At 53.2% G+C, this 18,647-nt stretch carries 20 protein-coding genes; 13 read left to right on the forward strand and 7 right to left on the reverse strand.

Going from position 1 to position 18,647, the window contains the following annotated elements; all coding sequences use genetic code 11:
- Positions 1-7 precede the first annotated feature (7 nt).
- From dcyD to OGY13_RS17325, 5 genes are all read right to left on the reverse strand, one after another.
- Positions 8-994, reverse strand: a complete 987-nt coding sequence (gene dcyD / locus OGY13_RS17305) for a D-cysteine desulfhydrase (protein WP_213752296.1) — start codon at positions 992-994, stop codon at positions 8-10.
- A 107-nt stretch (positions 995-1,101) separates the two neighbouring features.
- Positions 1,102-1,902, reverse strand: a complete 801-nt coding sequence (gene tcyJ, locus OGY13_RS17310; protein WP_003030469.1) for a cystine ABC transporter substrate-binding protein — start codon at positions 1,900-1,902, stop codon at positions 1,102-1,104.
- 100 nt (positions 1,903-2,002) lie between these two features.
- Positions 2,003-2,554, reverse strand: a complete 552-nt coding sequence (gene fliZ, locus OGY13_RS17315; protein ID WP_016150547.1) for a flagella biosynthesis regulatory protein FliZ — start codon at positions 2,552-2,554, stop codon at positions 2,003-2,005.
- 57 nt (positions 2,555-2,611) lie between these two features.
- Entirely contained in the window at positions 2,612-3,331 is a 720-nt protein-coding gene (locus tag OGY13_RS17320; protein ID WP_003030465.1) for an RNA polymerase sigma factor FliA, read from the reverse strand.
- 162 nt (positions 3,332-3,493) lie between these two features.
- Positions 3,494-4,990: a flagellin N-terminal helical domain-containing protein gene (locus tag OGY13_RS17325; protein WP_186413240.1), complete on the reverse strand. Its 1,497-nt coding sequence runs from the start codon at positions 4,988-4,990 to the stop codon at positions 3,494-3,496.
- Between the two features lie 254 nt (positions 4,991-5,244).
- Here OGY13_RS17325 and fliD point away from each other — a divergent pair, with 254 nt between their 5' ends.
- The 4 genes from fliD (at position 5,245) to amyA (ending at position 9,001) form a co-directional block, all read left to right on the forward strand.
- The gene (gene fliD / locus OGY13_RS17330) at positions 5,245-6,651 is read left to right on the forward strand and encodes a flagellar filament capping protein FliD (RefSeq protein WP_186413239.1); all 1,407 of its coding nucleotides are present in this window, start codon (positions 5,245-5,247) and stop codon (positions 6,649-6,651) included.
- A gap of 15 nt (positions 6,652-6,666) precedes the next feature.
- On the forward strand, positions 6,667-7,074 hold the full coding sequence (gene fliS / locus OGY13_RS17335) for a flagellar export chaperone FliS (protein WP_213752297.1): 408 nt from the start codon (positions 6,667-6,669) through the stop codon (positions 7,072-7,074).
- On the forward strand, positions 7,074-7,445 hold the full coding sequence (gene fliT, locus OGY13_RS17340) for a flagella biosynthesis regulatory protein FliT (protein WP_008785101.1): 372 nt from the start codon (positions 7,074-7,076) through the stop codon (positions 7,443-7,445). Before fliS ends, fliT begins: the two co-directional genes overlap by 1 nt.
- Positions 7,446-7,513: 68 nt before the next feature.
- Positions 7,514-9,001: an alpha-amylase gene (gene amyA / locus OGY13_RS17345; RefSeq protein WP_048216064.1), complete on the forward strand. Its 1,488-nt coding sequence runs from the start codon at positions 7,514-7,516 to the stop codon at positions 8,999-9,001.
- 40 nt (positions 9,002-9,041) lie between these two features.
- Here the strand turns inward: amyA and yedD are convergent, their stop codons facing one another.
- On the reverse strand, positions 9,042-9,455 hold the full coding sequence (gene yedD / locus OGY13_RS17350) for a lipoprotein YedD (protein WP_008785103.1): 414 nt from the start codon (positions 9,453-9,455) through the stop codon (positions 9,042-9,044).
- A 185-nt stretch (positions 9,456-9,640) separates the two neighbouring features.
- Between yedD and yedE the strand changes: the two genes are divergently transcribed.
- On the forward strand, positions 9,641-10,846 hold the full coding sequence (yedE, locus tag OGY13_RS17355) for a selenium metabolism membrane protein YedE/FdhT (RefSeq protein WP_032943831.1): 1,206 nt from the start codon (positions 9,641-9,643) through the stop codon (positions 10,844-10,846).
- Entirely contained in the window at positions 10,843-11,076 is a 234-nt protein-coding gene (gene yedF / locus OGY13_RS17360) for a sulfurtransferase-like selenium metabolism protein YedF (protein WP_000790504.1), read from the forward strand. Before yedE ends, yedF begins: the two co-directional genes overlap by 4 nt.
- Before the next feature lie 54 nt (positions 11,077-11,130).
- On the opposite strand, the gene fliE is transcribed toward yedF, so the two are convergent.
- Positions 11,131-11,445 (reverse strand): flagellar hook-basal body complex protein FliE, encoded by a 315-nt coding sequence (gene fliE, locus OGY13_RS17365; protein WP_003030448.1) that lies wholly within the window; start codon positions 11,443-11,445, stop codon positions 11,131-11,133.
- 216 nt (positions 11,446-11,661) lie between these two features.
- Between fliE and fliF the strand changes: the two genes are divergently transcribed.
- From fliF to fliL, 7 genes are all read left to right on the forward strand, one after another.
- Positions 11,662-13,335 carry a flagellar basal-body MS-ring/collar protein FliF gene (gene fliF, locus OGY13_RS17370; protein WP_213752298.1) on the forward strand — a complete coding sequence of 558 codons (1,674 nt, stop codon included), beginning with the start codon at positions 11,662-11,664 and terminating at the stop codon, positions 13,333-13,335.
- Positions 13,328-14,326, forward strand: a complete 999-nt coding sequence (gene fliG, locus OGY13_RS17375) for a flagellar motor switch protein FliG (RefSeq protein ID WP_003030443.1) — start codon at positions 13,328-13,330, stop codon at positions 14,324-14,326. The genes fliF and fliG overlap by 8 nt, the downstream gene beginning before the upstream one ends.
- On the forward strand, positions 14,319-15,026 hold the full coding sequence (gene fliH / locus OGY13_RS17380) for a flagellar assembly protein FliH (protein WP_003834049.1): 708 nt from the start codon (positions 14,319-14,321) through the stop codon (positions 15,024-15,026). The genes fliG and fliH overlap by 8 nt, the downstream gene beginning before the upstream one ends.
- Complete coding sequence (gene fliI, locus OGY13_RS17385) at positions 15,026-16,396, forward strand: flagellar protein export ATPase FliI (protein ID WP_003030440.1); 1,371 nt, start codon at positions 15,026-15,028, stop codon at positions 16,394-16,396. Before fliH ends, fliI begins: the two co-directional genes overlap by 1 nt.
- A 21-nt stretch (positions 16,397-16,417) precedes the next feature.
- Positions 16,418-16,861: a flagellar export protein FliJ gene (gene fliJ / locus OGY13_RS17390; protein WP_003834052.1), complete on the forward strand. Its 444-nt coding sequence runs from the start codon at positions 16,418-16,420 to the stop codon at positions 16,859-16,861.
- Complete coding sequence (gene fliK / locus OGY13_RS17395) at positions 16,858-18,072, forward strand: flagellar hook length control protein FliK (RefSeq protein WP_213752299.1); 1,215 nt, start codon at positions 16,858-16,860, stop codon at positions 18,070-18,072. Before fliJ ends, fliK begins: the two co-directional genes overlap by 4 nt.
- A 104-nt stretch (positions 18,073-18,176) precedes the next feature.
- The gene (gene fliL, locus OGY13_RS17400; RefSeq protein WP_003834054.1) at positions 18,177-18,644 is read left to right on the forward strand and encodes a flagellar basal body-associated protein FliL; all 468 of its coding nucleotides are present in this window, start codon (positions 18,177-18,179) and stop codon (positions 18,642-18,644) included.
- Positions 18,645-18,647: the final 3 nt, after the last annotated feature.

Below are 18,647 nucleotides of genomic sequence, written 5' to 3' on the forward strand. Positions count from 1 at the left end.
CTGGTTGTTACACGTGAGGATGGTAGGCAAACAGTGCAGGTGCCCCACCGGTATGAATAAAGAGGATTGGGCCTTCGTCTTTGAAGCGTTTCTGGCTGATACCGTCAATCAAACCCGCCATCGCCTTACCGGTATACACCGGATCCAACAAAATGCCTTCCAGGCGCGCCAGCAGTTTTACCACCTCCATGCCCTCTTCGTTTGGCGTACCGTAGCCCGGCGCATAATAATCGTCCCATAACAGGATATCCGCCGAGGCCATCAGTTCCAGTTCGCGGGCAATGTCCTGCTGTAACGTTACTACTTTGGGCTTTTGATCGGCGACGCTGCGCGAGACGGTCACGCCGATAAGCTCGACGTCTGGCATCAGTTGTTCCAGGCCCACGGCCAGCCCGGCGTGCGTTCCCGCGCTGCCCGATGCCACCACAACGGAAGAAAGCGCAACGGCCCCTTCACACTGCTGGGCAATTTCCAGCGCGCTTTCCACATAACCCAATGCGCCCAGGGCGTTAGAACCGCCAACGGGGATCACATACGGGCGGAAGCCCTGTGCTTCAATGCGCGTCGCCAGTTCCTGAAGTTGCGCATTCGGGTCGGTCAGCGCATCGCACATTTCGATTTGCGTATTAAACAGGTCCAGCAGCAGACGGTTGCCGTTGGTGAGATAGTTTTCCGCAGTAGTGCCAATCGGATTTTCCAACAGCGCCACGCAGTGCAGGCCAAGCTTAGCCGCTACCGCCGCCGTCTGGCGAACATGGTTAGACTGGATGGCACCCGCGGTTATCAGCGTATCAGCACCTTCACGAAGTGCGTCTGCGGCCAGGAATTCCAGCTTACGCAGCTTATTGCCGCCCATAGCCATCGGCGTGACGTCATCGCGTTTGATGAAAATATCGCGCCCGAGGTAGTCGGAGAAGCGTGGAAGATATTCGAGCGGCGTTGGCGCGCCAATAAATTCCAGACGTGGAAAGCGCGTTAAATTATGCAGCGGCATACAGCCTCCGGTATTCGTTGTTGTGATGTTCTTTTTATTATGCACGTTCAGGCGCAATGAAATAAAAAAAGGCGCTGTTAAAGGCGCCTTTTTTATCCGGATGACGATTATTTCGTCACATCCGCCCCAAACCATTTTTCAGACAGGGCTTTCAGCGTACCGTCTTTCTGCATTTCAGCAATGGCCGCATCAACCGCTTTCAGCAGATCTTCATTGCCTTTGCGCAGCGCCACACCGGACTCCTGGCGGGAGAATGCTTCACCGGTTACAGCCAGCGTATCCTTGGTTTTCTTGACCAGATCCAGCGCCGCCAGACGGTCAACCAGAATGGCGTCGATACGACCTACACGCAGATCCTGGTATTTGGTCGGGTCATCATCATAGGTACGAATATCCACGCCCTGCACGTTCTGGCGCAGCCACTCTTCATAGTTGGTGCCCAGACCAACGCCGACTTTTTTACCTTTCAGATCGGCAGCGGTCTTAATAACGCCTTCATTACCTTTCTTCACCAGCGCCTGAATACCAGAAACCGTATACGGGGTAGAGAAATCGTATTTTTTCTTACGTTCGTCAGAGATGGTCACCTGGTTGATGACCACATCAATGCGCTTGGAATCAAGAGAGGCCAGCATACCGTCCCACTTGGTCGGCTTCAGGTTAGCTTTCACCCCAAGGTGCTTGGCCAGTTCCTCAGCAAACTCCACTTCGAAACCGGTCAGCTTGCCGTCATCGCCCTGAAAACTAAACGGGGGATAGGTCCCTTCCAGGCCCACCAGCAGCGTGCCGCGCTCTTTAACTTTATTTAACAGACCTTCATCTGCATAAGTCTTTACGCTCATTCCAGCGACAAGTGCAACAGCCATTACACCCATCAGAGCCTGACGTCCCAGAAGTGCTAATTTCATAGTTACCCCGAATATTGTCATTAGTGACTATCATTTATGACTACAGTGTAAAGCGTTTGCTGTGTTCCACAAACACGACTCTGTTACACCTTATTCGTTTTTAATATATATCAGAACTGGCTGTCCAGGAGGATTTCTGCATATGCCCTATATGCGTATGGGCTTTAAACTGCTCATACTTACGTAAGGCGATGCGGTAATTGTTGGTGCTGGTTTCCGGCAGCCACGGGGCAAGGTTTTCGTCGAGGAACCCTTCCTGCAGCAGGTCATGAGAGATATTTTGTTCGGTCAGGTGATTCCCGAGGCGACGCAGGCGGACAACGTATTCACGTACCGTGCCGTGACTCATTTCGGTCTGCTCAAATAAAAACTGTTTAAAACCGATAATATCGAAAAAGTCGCTCTGCTCTTTGCAATGCAAATCACCGCAAAAACGACACAGTGCCACCCACTCTTTTTTCTCCTGTTCCCATTCGGCTTCATCCAACAAAGTGTCCAGTCGGGCGATGGCGATTTTATTCACAATTTGCCCACGACGAACCAGCGTGATCCGGTCGAGCAACTTAAAGCAATGGGCGCAATGCGTCTGGCTGTGTTTGAAATCTTTGAGGTAGCGGCTTAGAGGCCGTCTTTTTGATTGCTGCACCGTCATGAGAACTCCTGGTAGTCAATTCGTAATGCGGCATTGTTCAGGGGTAATAATGTACCCCTATAGCTTACCCAGCTTGGTGCGTAGACGTTTGATGGCCTGACTGTGCAACTGGCTGACCCGTGATTCCCCGACTTCCAGTACCGCGCCAATCTCTTTCAGATTCAGCTCTTCCTGGTAGTACAGCGTTAACACCAGCTTTTCGCGCTCCGGCAACGCCTCGATCGCGTCCATCACGCGCTGGCGTAGGTTACCCTCAAGAAGCTGTTGTAACGGGTTTTCCTGCTGATGTTCTTCCGTCACCAGCTCAATACTATCGCCATGCTCTTCCCGCCACTCGTCATAAGAGAAGAGTTGGCTGTTATTGGTATCGAGCAACATCTGACGATACTCTTGCACAGGAATAGCCAGACGCGCCGCCACTTCGGTTTCCGTCGCGTTGCGCCCTAATTCCTGCTCCAGTTGTCCCATCGCCTGTGCCACTTCGCGAGCATTGCGCCGAACGCTACGCGGCACCCAATCCCGGCTACGTAGTTCGTCCAGCATTGCTCCACGAATACGCTGCACTGCGTAAGTGGTAAATGCCGTTCCTTGCAAAGCGTCATATCGGTCAACGGCATTCAATAACCCGATGCCGCCCGCTTGTAGCAGGTCATCCAGTTCTACGCTCGCCGGCAAACGCACCTGAAGGCGCAATGCTTCGTGACGCACCAACGGTACATAACGCTGCCACAGCGAGTGTTTATCCATTACACCTTCAGCGGTATACAGTGAATTCACGATAAACAGCCCTGCGTTAAATGAGTTATCGGCATGATTATCCGTTTCTGCAGGGGTTTTAATCGGGTGAATAGTGGGTGAAATGGGGGGTTATTTAGGGGTTACGGGTAAAGCTAAATGTAAAAAACCCCGCCGGAGCGGGGTTTGCGCGATAAGCGTAAATTAACGCAGCAGAGACAGAACGTTCTGCGGAACCTGGTTGGCCTGTGCCAGTACAGAAGTCCCTGCTTGCTGCAGGATCTGTGCTTTGGACATATTGGACACTTCGGTCGCGTAGTCAGCATCTTCGATACGGCTACGAGCAGAAGACAGGTTGTTAACGGTGTTACCCAGGTTGGTGATAGTAGAATCGAAACGGTTCTGTACGGCACCGAGATCGGAGCGAAGTGCATCAACCTGCGCCAGTGCCTTATCAATAGCCTCCAGAGGATTGGCTGTTGCTTTTTTCGCAACGTTTTCGGCAACCAGAGTTGCTTTACCTGCTTGATTCTGACTCAGGAACATTGCAACGCCGCCGTTAGTAACTTTGCTACCATCAGCAGAGACTTCGTATACCTTTCCATCAACGGTTAAAGCGCTGCCAGTTTTAGTACCTGCAGCCTTAAGATCATTGACAGTAGCAGACAAGTTGGTCTCTTTATCTTTAGTTGTTAATTTACCCGATACTGAAGAGGTATAAACGCTATCGCTAGCCTGGAGGGTTGAGTTAGCTAAGTCAGTGCCTGCCGTGGTAAATGTTACAACACTGCCGCCAATATTAGCAGTGAAAGTACCATGCCCCTCACCATCTGCATTTGCACCACTTACAGTGAAATCAATACCTGCAGCCTTGAATGTCTGACCAACTTTTAAATCTTTCGCCGCAGTGGCAATCTCTACAGCATCAGGATCCTTAGCCGCTGTTGGTGTAGTGCTATATTTAGCTGTTCCGTTAGTTTTAGTATCATCTTTAACCAGCGCACCGGTTTTTGCATCTACAAACTTAGCTTCAAAAACACCAGCCCCATTATCGCCAGTTACTGCGCCTGTTTTCAAGTCAACTCGAAATTCATTTCCACCAACGGTATATGCATCATAACCAGTAGCGTCGAATTTAGACACTAAATCGCTACCCGTTGCTGCTTTTGAACCATTGACGTTAAAGCCATCCATTCCCAGAGTTTTAGAATCGATTTTTTTCAGGTCGATGGCGATAGTTTCGCCATCGTTTGCACCAACCTGGATTTTCAGAGTGTTATCCTGAGCCAGCACTTTAACGCCGTTAAACTGAGTCTGGCCGGATACGCGGTCAATCTCGCTTAAACGTTGAGTGATTTCGTTCTGGATAGAAGTCAGGTCGCTATCGGAGTTAGAACCGTTAGTTGCCTGAACAGACAGTTCACGCACACGCTGCAGGTTATTGTTGATTTCGTTCAGCGCGCCTTCAGTGGTCTGCGCGATGGAGATACCGTCGTTGGCGTTACGGGAAGCCTGAGTCAGACCTTTGATGTTTGCGGTGAAGCGGTTTGCGATCGCCTGACCCGCAGCATCGTCTTTCGCGCTGTTGATACGCAGGCCAGAGGACAGACGCTCGATAGCGGAGCTCAGAGTAGACTGAGATTTGTTCAGGTTGTTCTGGGTCAACAGCGACAGGCTGTTTGTATTGATGACTTGTGCCATGATCTTTTCCTTATCAATTACAACTTGATGTTATTGGGCTGTTGCCCACGGTTTCTCACCGTAACCCATGTATCGGCACCTTAAATTCGAACTTTAGAAAATTTTTACTTTCCGTCGTTTTTTTCTTAGCCCCAGAAATACCCGCAATATGCACCACTATTCCGCGCATTATTTTTGCAAAACTATTATTAAACTTTGCGCGCAGATTGCCGATAACCCGCTTAACTACTGTTTGCAATCACAAGGAATTAGGCATGCCTTCATTTACATCACTGGGCGTCGGCTCAAACTTACCGCTGGATACATTGCTGACAAACTTAACTACTGCTGAAAAAAAACGTTTAACTCCAATTACCCAGCAGCAGAGTTCGAATACGGCAAGATTAACCGCCTACGGTACGCTGAAAAGCGCGCTGGAAAAATTCCAGACGGCAAACACCACGCTAAATAGCGCCGATCTGTTTAAAAGTACTACCGTAACCAGCAGTACAGAAGATCTGACTGCAACGACATCTGCGGGCGCAGCACCCGGAACTTACATGATCAGCGTGACGCAACTGGCGCAGGCGCAATCATTAAGTACCAAAAGCGGTATCAGTTCGATGAAAGAGGCGTTAGGTGACACTTCCTCAGACAGTCGGACTATCAAAATTGAGCAAAAAGGCCGTGAAAAACCGCTGGAAATTAAACTCAGCAAAGACCAAACGTCGCTGGAAGGGATCCGAGATGCCATTAACGACGCCGACAGTGGTATTTCCGCCAGTATAGTTAAAGTTAAAGAAAATGATTATCAGCTGGTATTAACGGCCGATAGCGGTGTCGATAATAAGATGACCATTTCCGTCAGCGGCGACAGCAAGCTTAATGACTTACTGGCCTACGACAGCACCGCCGGCAGCGGAAATATGAAACAGTTGGTGGAAGCCAAAAATGCACTGTTGAAAGTTAACGGCATTGATATTGAACGCCCAAGCAACACCATTACCGATGCCCCGCAGGGCGTAACGCTGAATCTGACTAAAGAAGTAACCGATGCGCGGATCACCGTCACCAAGAGCAATGATAAAGCAACAGAAGCGATCAAAGGTTGGGTGGACGCCTATAACTCGCTGCTGGATACATTCTCAACGCTGACCAAATACACCGAAGTTGATCCTGGAGCTGAAGCGCAAGATAAAAATAACGGTGCACTGATTGGCGACAGCGCGGTACGTACTATTCAGATAGGCATTCGCGCCCAGTTTTCCAACGGTGCCAGCGACGGTGCGTTTAAAACGTTGGGCGAAATCGGTATTACCACCGACGGTACCTCAGGCAAGCTGAAAATTGACGATACTAAGCTCGAAAAAGCGCTGAAAGATAACACCGCGGCGACTCGTCAATTGCTGGTTGGTGATGGTAAAGAAACCGGTATTACCACCAAAATCGCCACCGAAGTAAAAGGTTACCTGGCTGATGACGGCATTATTGACGTTGCCCAGGACAATATTAACGCCACGCTGAAAAAACTGACCAAACAGTATCTGGCCGTCAGCAACAGCATCGACGATACCGTCGCGCGCTATAAAGCGCAGTTTACGCAGTTGGACACCATGATGAGCAAGCTGAACAGCACCAGTAACTATCTGGGCCAGCAATTTACGGCGATGAGTAATTCCTGATAACACGAGGTAAGCATGTATACCGCGAGCGGTACCAAAGCCTATGCACAGGTCAGCATAGAGAGTGGCGTAATGAGCGCCAGTCCGCATCAGCTGATTGAAATGTTGTTTGATGGCGCGAACAGCGCCCTGGTGCGCGCTCGCCTGTTTATGCAACAGGGCGATATCGTCGCCAAAGGTGAAGCGTTAAGTAAAGCCATTAACATTATCGACAATGGTCTGAAAGCAGGTCTGGATCAGGAAACTGGCGGTGAAATCGCCACCAACCTGTACTCGCTGTATGACTATATGATCCGCCGTTTACTGCAAGCTAACTTGCGTAATGATTGTCAGGCCATTGAAGAAGTCGAAGAGTTACTCGGCAATATTGCAGATGCCTGGAAACAGATCTCACCGAAAGCGTCGTCCCAGGAGTCTCGTTAATGACCTCAGCCGTGGAGTTTATCAACCGTTGGCAGCGCATCGCGCTACTCAGTCACTCGCTGCTGGAACTGGCGCAGCGCGGTGAGTGGGACCTTTTACTGGAACAGGAAGTTACCTATCTGCAAAGTATTGAAGTGGTCATGGAAGAGCAAACCCCACCGGGCATTACGCGAAGTATTCAGGACTTAGTGGCCGGGTACATTAAACAGACGCTGGATAACGAACAACTGCTCAAAACGTTGTTGCAGCAGCGTCTGGATGAGCTCAGCAATCTCATCGGCCAGTCGACACGCCAAAAGACGCTGAATAACGCTTATGGTCGTCTTTCCGGCATGCTGCTGGTACCCGACGCCCCCACCTCGCCACAATAATTTCCCGTCTCGTCTGAATTATCTTCCATACTCCAGAGGTCGGCCAAACGACTTCTGGAGCACGGAAGATGAAAAATCCCACGTTATTGCAGTACTTCCACTGGTATTACCCTGATGGCGGTCAACTCTGGCCCGAGCTTGCCGAACGCGCAGGCGGACTCAATGATATCGGCATCAATATGGTATGGCTGCCCCCCGCCTATAAAGGCGCCTCCGGCGGCTATTCCGTTGGCTATGATTCCTACGATCTGTTTGATCTGGGCGAATTCGACCAAAAGGGAACCGTCGCCACCAAATACGGTGATAAAAACCAGCTGCTGGCGGCGATTGACGCACTTAAGCACAATGATATTGCCGTACTGCTGGACGTGGTGGTTAACCACAAAATGGGCGCTGATGAGAAAGAAAAGATCCGCGTCCAGCGCGTTAACGCCGAAGATCGCACGCAAATAGATGATGAGATTGTCGAGTGCGAGGGCTGGACGCGCTATACCTTCCCTGCCCGCGCTGGCCAGTACTCGCAATTCATTTGGGATTTTAAATGCTTCAGCGGCATTGACCATATCGAAAACCCCACCGAAGACGGTATTTTCAAAATCGTTAACGATTACACCGGTGAAGGCTGGAACGATCAGGTTGATGATGAGTTGGGTAATTTTGATTATCTGATGGGCGAAAACATCGATTTTCGCAATCACGCGGTGACTGAGGAGCTCAAATACTGGGCGCGTTGGGTAATGGAGCAAACCCAGTGTGACGGTTTTCGATTAGATGCGGTGAAACATATTCCGGCATGGTTTTACAAAGAGTGGATTGAGCACGTGCAGGAGGTTGCACCCAAGCCGCTGTTTATTGTGGCGGAATACTGGTCCCATGAAGTCGATAAGCTGCAAACCTACATTAATCAGGTGGAGGGGAAAACCATGCTGTTCGACGCCCCTTTGCAGATGAAATTCCACGAGGCCTCCCGTCAGGGCCGCGATTACGACATGAGCCAGATTTTCACCGACACTCTGGTGGAGGCCGATCCTTTTCATGCCGTCACGCTGGTGGCCAATCACGACACCCAGCCATTGCAGGCACTCGAAGCCCCCGTCGAACCGTGGTTTAAGCCGCTGGCCTATGCGCTAATCCTGTTACGCGAAAACGGCGTACCGTCGGTGTTTTACCCTGACCTCTACGGAGCGCATTACGAAGACACCGGTGGCGATGGCGAAACCTATCCTATCGACATGCCGATCATTGAACAGCTCGATGAACTGATCCTCGCACGCCAGCGCTTCGCGCATGGGGTACAGACGCTCTTTTTCGATCATCCTAACTGTATCGCTTTTAGCCGCAGCGGCACGGACGAGGATCCCGGCTGTGTGGTGGTGTTGTCAAACGGCGATGACGGGGAAAAGACCATCAATCTCGGCGCCAATTATGGCAATAAAACCTGGCGCGACTATCTGGGAAATCGTGAAGAAAGCGTGGTCACCGATGAAAACGGCGAAGCGACGTTTTTCTGTAACGGCGGGAGCGTCAGCGTGTGGGTGATTGAAGACGTTTTGTAAAGCTCAACCCCGGTGACCGATGGTTACCGGGGCGTACGGCTTATGGCAGCGGTGTCGCCAGCGGCGTTTTCTTTAACACGTCAGCACATTCCTGCGTCGGGCGATCCACCCGCTGCAGCGTCATACCGTCATATTCCAGCGTATTGCCTTCGCGCTCGATCTCGTACAGCTCGCGTTTCACCGTCACGTTGGTGAGATCGCCAGAGAGCATCGTCAGTTTCCCCGGCAGCGCGATCACCCGCTGCCACTGGCGACAATCCAGCGTATCGCCCTCTTTCGTTATCACCAGGCTGGCAATCGCTTCCGGACTCACCAGGCTGCGTTGCGGACCTTTTGACTGCCAGTATCCTTCCAGACCGGCTGGCGCTGGCGTTTTCACCACGTCGTTATAATTTTCTACTTCGGCGCATCCGGTAAGCGCCAGAAATACACCAACGATTGCTAATTTTTTCATCATTCATCCTGCATGCGAAGAAAATGGGATTGTGGCATTAAAGGCCTGATCTCGCCAGCCTTTCGGCAGCGTTGAGAAAGATTGATCCAGACGGTATTACCTCTTATTACTCATAGTCAAAAATTCTGAACGGTGTAGTATCCACACTTCTTGTTACATACCTTCTGAGTTCAGAGGCACAACGCATGTCATGGCAACACTTCAAACAGGCCTGGTTAATTAAATTTTGGGCCCCCGCCCCTGCGGTCATCGCAGCGGGTATTCTCTCCACTTACTATTTCGGCATTACGGGAACCTTCTGGGCCGTTACCGGTGAATTCACCCGCTGGGGTGGTCAAATCCTGCAACTGTTTGGCGTGCACGCCGAAGAGTGGGGATACTACAAGCTGATCCATCTCGAAGGCTCACCCCTGACCCGCATCGACGGCATGATGATCCTCGGTATGTTCGGCGGCTGCTTTGCTGCCGCACTGTGGGCCAACAACGTCAAGTTACGCATGCCGCGCAGTCGGGTGCGCATTATGCAGGCGATAGTCGGCGGGGCAATCGCCGGATTCGGCGCACGGCTGGCAATGGGCTGTAACCTGGCCGCATTCTTCACCGGCATTCCGCAGTTCTCGCTACACGCCTGGTTTTTTGCGCTGGCCACAGCTATTGGCTCCTGGTTTGGCGCACGCTTTACCCTGCTGCCGATGTTCCGTATTCCGGTCAAAATGCAGAAAGTCTCCGCCGCTTCGCCGTTAACGCAAAAGCCGGATCAGGCCCGTCGCCGTTTCCGCCTGGGCATGCTGGTGTTTATCGCCATGATCGGCTGGGCGCTGCTCACGGCGATGGATAAACCCAAGCTCGGTCTGGCGATGCTGTTCGGTGTTGGGTTCGGACTGCTGATTGAACGGGCGCAAATCTGCTTCACCTCCGCCTTCCGCGACCTGTGGATTTCCGGTCGCACCCATATGGCAAAAGCGATTATCTTCGGGATGGCAGTCAGCGCCATCGGTATCTTTAGCTATGTGCAACTGGGCGTCGAGCCTAAAATCATGTGGGCGGGTCCGAATGCGGTGATTGGCGGCTTGCTGTTCGGCTTTGGCATCGTTTTAGCGGGCGGATGTGAAACCGGCTGGATGTATCGCGCCGTTGAAGGCCAGGTGCATTACTGGTGGGTTGGTCTGGGCAACGTTATTGGCTCGACCATTCTGGCCTACTACTGGGATGATTTTGCTCCCGCACTTGCCACCAACTGGGACAAAGTGAATCTGCTCAACACCTTCGGTCCGCTCGGCGGTCTGCTGGTGACCTATCTGCTGTTGTTTGCCGCGCTGATGCTCATTATCGGCTGGGAAAAACGTTTCTTCCGTCGTGCAGGGCTGACGCCTGCCAAGGAGTCTGTATGAAAAATATCGTGCCTGATTATCGCCTCGATATGGTCGGCGAACCGTGTCCATATCCGGCTGTAGCCACGCTGGAAGCGATGCCGCAATTGAAGAAAGGTGAAATTCTGGAAGTGGTGAGCGATTGCCCGCAGTCAATCAACAATATTCCACTGGATGCGCGTAATCACGGCTATACGGTGCTGGATATTCAGCAGGATGGTCCAACGATCCGCTATTTGATTCAGAAGTAACTGGTTGCCGGATGGCACTGCGCTTATCCGGCAAACATTATCTGCACGTTGTCCCTACACCTGCATCGACATCACTTCCTGATACGCCGACACCAGTTTGTTACGCACCTGAATACCCATCTGCATCGATACCGACGCTTTTTGCATATCGGTCATCACATCATTTAACGCAATGCCCGGCTCACCCAGGGTAAATTTCTCAGCCTGCGTACGGGACGCGGTTTGCACATCGCTGATTCTGTCTAACGCCGCATGCAGTTGTCCGGCAAAACTCACGGTCGGTTGTGGCTGCATATCCTGCATTTTTGCTGACATCGCCGTGGCCTGCAACTGGCTGATGACCCCTTCAATCCCCTGTATTGCCGACATTCTGATCCCCTGGATGATTTTTTACGTAGCTGAGATTACCAGTTAGTCAATAAGATAAAGGCGTTAAATAACGATAAAAAACCACGGTTTTTAACGCATAGAAAAATTCGAAACCGCAAATAATGAGACCGTCAATTTTTCGAGTTTGCTGACCCGGGAGTGAGTCTTGTTCCACTTTGCAAAAAACGCCGTCCACGATAAGCCACGAGGTGCGAGATGAGTGCGACAGCATCGACTGCAACCCAGCTTAAACCTCTCGAGTGGTTAAACCGCCTGCGCGCGAATCCCAGAATTCCTTTGATTGTGGCGGGAGCCGCTGCCGTCGCTATCATCGTGGCGATGGTCCTGTGGGCCAAAGCGCCTGACTATCGCACGCTGTTCAGCAATCTTTCCGATCAGGATGGTGGCGCGATTGTCACCCAACTGACGCAGATGAACGTTCCCTATCGTTTTACTGAGGGAAGCGGTGCTATAGAAGTTCCTGCCGATAAAGTCCACGAACTGCGCTTACGTCTGGCGCAGCAAGGCCTGCCGAAAGGCGGCGCCGTTGGTTTTGAACTGCTGGATCAGGAAAAGTTTGGTATCAGCCAGTTTAGCGAGCAGGTCAACTACCAGCGTGCGCTGGAAGGTGAATTAGCCCGTACCATTGAAACGCTGGGACCGGTAAAACGCGCCCGCGTGCATCTGGCAATGCCGAAACCGTCGCTGTTTGTGCGTGAGCAAAAAGCGCCTTCAGCCTCCGTGACCGTGAATCTTGAACCAGGCCGTGCACTGGATGAAGGTCAGATCAGTGCAGTTACGCATCTGGTTTCCAGCGCTGTCGCCGGGTTACCGCCGGGCAACGTTACGCTGGTCGACCAGGCGGGTCATCTGTTAACTCAGTCAAACACCAGCAGCCGCGATCTTAACGATGCGCAGTTGAAATACGCCAGCGATGTCGAAGGCCGCGTTCAACGTCGTATCGAATCGATCCTGTCACCGATTGTCGGCAACGGTAACGTACATGCGCAGGTCACCGCGCAGCTGGATTTTGCTAATAAAGAGCAAACCGAAGAACAGTACCGTCCAAACGGTGATGATTCCCAGGCCGTGCTACGTTCACGCCAGTTAAACGTCAGCGAGCAGATCGGAAGCGGAGCGCCAGGCGGCGTACCGGGCGCATTGTCTAATCAACCAGCACCGGCGAATACCGCGCCAATCGCCAACCCTCCGGCTAATCAGCAAAATGCGCAAACCACGCAGACGGCAAATAACAGCAATAATGCCGGACCACGCAGTACGCAGCGCAATGAAACCAGCAATTATGAAGTCGACCGTACCATTCGCCACACCAAAATGAACGTCGGCGATGTGCAGCGTCTCTCGGTGGCTGTGGTGGTCAACTATAAAACGTTGCCGGACGGCAAACCGCTGCCGTTAACCGCCGATCAGATGAAACAGATTGAGGACCTGACCCGCGAAGCGATGGGCTTCTCCGACAAACGTGGCGATACCCTGAACGTGGTGAACTCTCCGTTCACGGCGACCGACGATTCCATTGGCGAGCTTCCGTTCTGGAAACAGCCGTTCTTTATTGATCAGTTGATGACCGCAGGCCGTTGGTTACTGGTTCTGCTAGTTGCCTGGTTCCTGTGGCGCAAAGCTGTTCGCCCGCAGTTGGTTCGCCGCAGCGAAGAAGCAAAAGCGGTACAAGAACAAACGCGTATTCGTCAGGAAACCGAAGAAGCGGTAGAAGTTCGCCTCAGCAAAGACGAGCAGACCCAGCAGCGTCGTACGAATCAACGTCTGGGTGCAGAAGTGATGAGCCAGCGTATTCGTGAAATGTCAGATAACGATCCGCGCGTCGTGGCGCTGGTCATTCGCCAGTGGATGAGTAACGATCATGAGTAATGCCCTTACCGGTACCGATAAAAGCGTCATCCTGCTGATGACCATTGGCGAAGATCGCGCGGCAGAGGTGTTTAAACACCTTTCCACGCGCGAAGTTCAGGCGCTGAGTACAGCGATGGCGAACGTACGCCAGATCTCCAACAAACAGTTGACTGAAGTGCTGGCCGAATTTGAGCAAGAAGCAGAACAGTTTGCCGCGCTGAATATCAATGCCAACGAATATCTGCGCTCCGTGCTGGTGAAAGCGCTGGGCGAGGAACGCGCCTCCAGCCTGCTGGAAGATATTCTGGAAACCCGCGATACCACCAGCGGCATTGAAACGCTCAACTTTATGGAGCCGCAAAGCGCCGCCGACCTTATCCGCGACGAGCATCCGCAGATTATCGCCACCATTCTGGTGCACCTCAAACGGGGCCAGGCTGCCGATATTCTGGCTCTGTTCGACGAACGTTTACGTCACGACGTCATGCTGCGTATCGCCACTTTCGGCGGCGTACAGCCTGCCGCGTTGGCGGAATTAACCGAAGTATTGAATGGTCTGCTCGATGGCCAGAACCTCAAGCGCAGCAAAATGGGCGGCGTGAGAACGGCGGCAGAAATTATCAACCTGATGAAAACCCAGCAGGAAGAAGCGGTTATCACCGCCGTACGCGAGTTCGACGGCGAACTGGCGCAGAAAATTATCGACGAGATGTTCCTGTTCGAAAACCTGGTGGACGTCGACGATCGCAGTATCCAGCGCCTGCTGCAGGAAGTGGATTCCGAATCGCTGCTGATTGCCCTGAAAGGTGCCGAACAGCCGCTACGCGAGAAGTTCCTGCGCAACATGTCGCAACGTGCTGCCGATATTCTGCGCGACGACCTTGCCAACCGCGGTCCGGTGCGCTTGTCGCAGGTGGAAAACGAACAGAAAGCGATTCTGCTTATTGTGCGTCGTCTGGCGGAAACCGGCGAGATGGTGATCGGCAGCGGCGAGGATACCTATGTCTAACGAACTGCCGTGGAAAGTCTGGACTCCGGACGATCTCGCCCCACCGATGGCAGAGTTCGTGCTGGCCGACCACAGCGAAACGCCGCTGTCCGAAGAGACGGAAGAACCCGAGCTTTCGGCAGAGCAACAGCTTGAACAACAGCTCGCACAGCTGCAAATGCAGGCCCATGAGCAAGGGTATAACGCGGGGCTGGCGGAAGGTCGACAAAAGGGTCATGAACAAGGCTATCAGGAAGGTCTGAGCCAGGGGCTGGAGCAAGGCCAGAACCAGGCGCGTGCGCAGCATGCGCCGATTCATGCCCGTATGCAGCAACTGGTGAGCGAGTTTCAGAATACGCTGGACGCACTGGACAGCGTCATTGCCTCGCGCCTGATGCAAATGGCGCTGGAAGCTGCGCGTCAGGTGATTGGTCAGACGCCTATCGTGGATAACGCTGCGCTGATTAAGCAGATCCAACAGTTATTACAACAGGAACCGCTGTTTAGCGGTAAGCCACAGCTACGCGTACATCCGGACGATCTCCAGCGTGTGGAGGAGATGCTCGGTGCCACTCTCAGCCTGCACGGCTGGCGGCTGCGCGGCGATCCCACGCTGCATCACGGCGGTTGTAAAGTCTCAGCCGACGAAGGCGATCTGGATGCCAGCGTCGCCACACGCTGGCAAGAACTCTGCCGTCTGGCAGCGCCGGGAGTCGTGTAATGACCACTCGCCTGACTCGCTGGCTCAATACGCTGGACAACTTCGAAGAGAAAATGTCGCTGCTGCCTGCGGTGCGTCGTTACGGTCGTCTGACCCGCGCAACCGGGCTGGTGCTGGAAGCCACGGGGTTACAGCTGCCGCTGGGTGCCACCTGCGTCATTGAACGCCAGGATGGCAACGAAACCCAGGAAGTCGAAAGTGAAGTCGTGGGCTTTAACGGTCAACGTCTGTTTCTGATGCCGCTCGAAGAGGTCGAAGGCGTTCTGCCCGGCGCGCGCGTATACGCGAAGAACATTGCCGGAGAAGGTCTGCAAAGCGGGAAGCAATTACCGCTTGGCCCTGCTCTGCTGGGGCGTGTGCTGGACGGCAGCGGCAAACCGCTCGACGGACTGCCCGCCCCGGATACCACCGAAACCGGCGCGCTGATTACACCGCCGTTTAACCCGCTGCAACGTACCGCAATTGAACACGTCCTGGATACCGGTGTACGCCCCATCAACGCGTTGTTAACCGTAGGTCGCGGCCAGCGTATGGGGCTTTTCGCAGGTTCCGGCGTCGGTAAAAGCGTCCTGCTCGGCATGATGGCGCGTTATACCCAGGCCGACGTCATCGTCGTGGGCCTGATTGGCGAGCGTGGCCGCGAAGTTAAAGATTTTATTGAAAATATTCTCGGCGCTGACGGTCGCGCACGCTCGGTAGTGATTGCCGCTCCGGCGGACGTCTCGCCGCTGTTACGTATGCAAGGCGCGGCCTACGCCACGCGCATCGCCGAAGATTTCCGCGATCGCGGACAGCACGTATTGCTGATTATGGATTCCCTCACCCGCTATGCGATGGCGCAACGTGAGATAGCCCTGGCGATCGGCGAGCCGCCGGCGACTAAAGGTTATCCGCCGTCAGTATTCGCCAAATTACCGGCGCTGGTTGAACGTGCCGGGAACGGTATTCACGGCGGCGGTTCAGTCACCGCGTTTTATACGGTACTGACCGAGGGTGACGACCAGCAGGACCCGATTGCCGATTCCGCGCGCGCAATTCTGGACGGCCACATTGTGCTGTCACGTCATCTGGCCGAGGCGGGTCACTATCCGGCCATCGATATTGAAGCCTCGATCAGCCGCGCCATGACCGCGCTCATTAGTGAAAAACATTACGCACGGGTGCGCAACTTTAAACAGTTGCTGTCCAGCTTCCAGCGTAACCGCGATCTGGTTAGCGTGGGGGCGTATGCCAAAGGCAGCGATCCAATGCTGGATAAAGCCATCGCCTTATGGCCACAGCTGGAAGCGTTTTTACAGCAAGGCATCTTTGAACGGGCTGACTGGGAAGATTCTCTACAAGCTTTAGAACTGATTTTCCCTGGTGTGTGATTAAGCAGGAGAGCATAGGTCATGGCACAACATGGTGCGTTAGCAACACTGAAAGACCTGGCTGAAAAAGAGGTAGATGACGCCGCTGTCTTATTAGGAGAGATGCGTCGTGGCTGTCAGCAGGCGGAAGAACAGTTAAAAATGCTGATCGATTATCAGCATGAGTATCGCAACAATCTGAATACCGATATGGGCCAGGGTATTACCAGCAATCGCTGGATTAACTACCAGCAATTCATTCAGACGCTGGAAAAAGCGATTGAGCAACACCGCCAACAGCTCAATCAGTGGACGCAAAAAGTGGACATGGCTTTGAACAGTTGGCGCGACAAAAAACAACGATTACAGGCGTGGCAGACGTTGCAGGACAGACAAACCTCGGCGGCGTTACTGGCCGAAAACCGTCTGGATCAGAAAAAAATGGATGAATTTGCTCAGCGCGCAGCTATGAGGAAACCCGAATGATTACTTTACCCCAACTGATTACCACCGACACCGACGTAGCCGCAGGTCTTCAGTCAGGCAAAGCGGTAGATTCACCCGAGGATTTTTTAGCGCTGCTGGCTGGCGCATTAGGTGCGGGCGACGCGCAGGGTAAAGACGCTTCGCTGTCGCTTGCCGACTTACAGGCGGCCAGCAGTAAGCTGCAAAAAGGGTTACTGCAAAAAAATGGCGATGCCGCACAGTCGGTCAAATTAACCGATCTGTTGGCGCAACAGGAGCTACAAACCGAGACTTCTCTTGCCGACATGACAGACACTCAGCAACTGTTGTCTGCTCTCACACCTTCACTGAAAGCTAATGCCCTGACGACGCTGGGCAAAGTTGCTCAGCAGGACGAAAAAAACACCTCGCTGAGTGATGACGATCTCGCCAACCTGAGCGCGTTGTTCGCCATGCTGCCAGGACAACCGCTGGCTACGCCTGCCGTCGACAGCGCACCAGCCCCGGTTGATGCCACGCTTTCGGTGTTGTCACGTGGCGCGGTACACGGCGCGACGACTGATAACGCAGACGAATTGCTGCCGGGTGATGCCAAAAAAGGCAAAGCGGATGTCACAATTGCTGGCGGTGGTGCTAATCAGGCAAACAATCCAACACTAACCCAGCTGACGGCGGCGGCGAACGCCAGAGCTGAAATCGACAACACCCCGTCACCGACCAGCATTGGCATGACTGCGGCCCCGCTAAGTGGTCCACAAACACACGCACAACCGTTACCGACGGCCGCGCCGGTGTTAAGCGCTCCGTTAGGTAGCCATGAATGGCAGCAATCGCTGAGCCAGCACGTCACATTGTTCACGCGTCAGGGCCAGCAAAGCGCTGAACTTCGTCTGCATCCGCAGGACCTGGGTCAGGTACATATTTCCCTCAAGCTGGACGACAACCTCGCACAGTTGCAAATGGTATCACCGCACAGTCACGTGCGCGCCGCACTGGAAGCCGCATTACCGATGCTGCGTACGCAGTTGGCTGAAAGCGGCATTCAACTGGGGCAAAGCAACATCAGCAGTGAAAGCTTCGCCGGACAACAGCAGTCTTCCGGGCAGCAACAGCAGGCTGGTCGCGCTCAAGGACAAGACATTTTTGCCGCTGAAGATGACGCAATACTGGCAACCCCAGCCTCGCTGCAAGCCGCTGCCCGCGGCGATGGTGCAGTAGACATCTTCGCCTAACGCCAGAGGTAGCATGATTATCCGCGTCTTTTCCACGCTTTGTCGTGGACAGGACACGGGATAATCAGCCCATAAGCTGTACCGAAACAGGAAGCCCGTATCTGATGACTGACTCCGCGATTAACAAAAAAAGTAAACGCGCTATTTGGATCCCTCTGCTGGTATTAATTACCCTCGCCGCCTGCGCAACTGCGGGTTATAGCTACTGGCGCATGCAGCAGCAGCCGTCCGCCAGCGTCAAAGCGGAACCGCCTCCACCGCCAGCCCCGGTATTCTTTGCGCTGGATACCTTTACCGTCAATCTGGGTGATGCAGATCGTGTGCTGTATATCGGTATCACGCTGCGCATGAAAGATGAGGCGACACGTTCACGTCTTAACGAATATCTGCCGGAAGTGCGCAGCCGCTTGCTACTGCTGTTCTCTCGTCAGAATGCAGCCACACTCGCCACCGAGGAAGGTAAGCAACAGCTGATTACCGCCATCAAAGAGACGCTGGCGACTCCGCTCGTTGTTGGGCAGCCGAAACAGGTTGTCACCGACGTTCTTTATACAGCTTTTATTCTGCGGTAAAGA

Source organism: Citrobacter sp. Cpo045 (assembly GCF_030332875.1).
Taxonomy (GTDB): Bacteria; Pseudomonadota; Gammaproteobacteria; order Enterobacterales; family Enterobacteriaceae; genus Citrobacter; species Citrobacter portucalensis.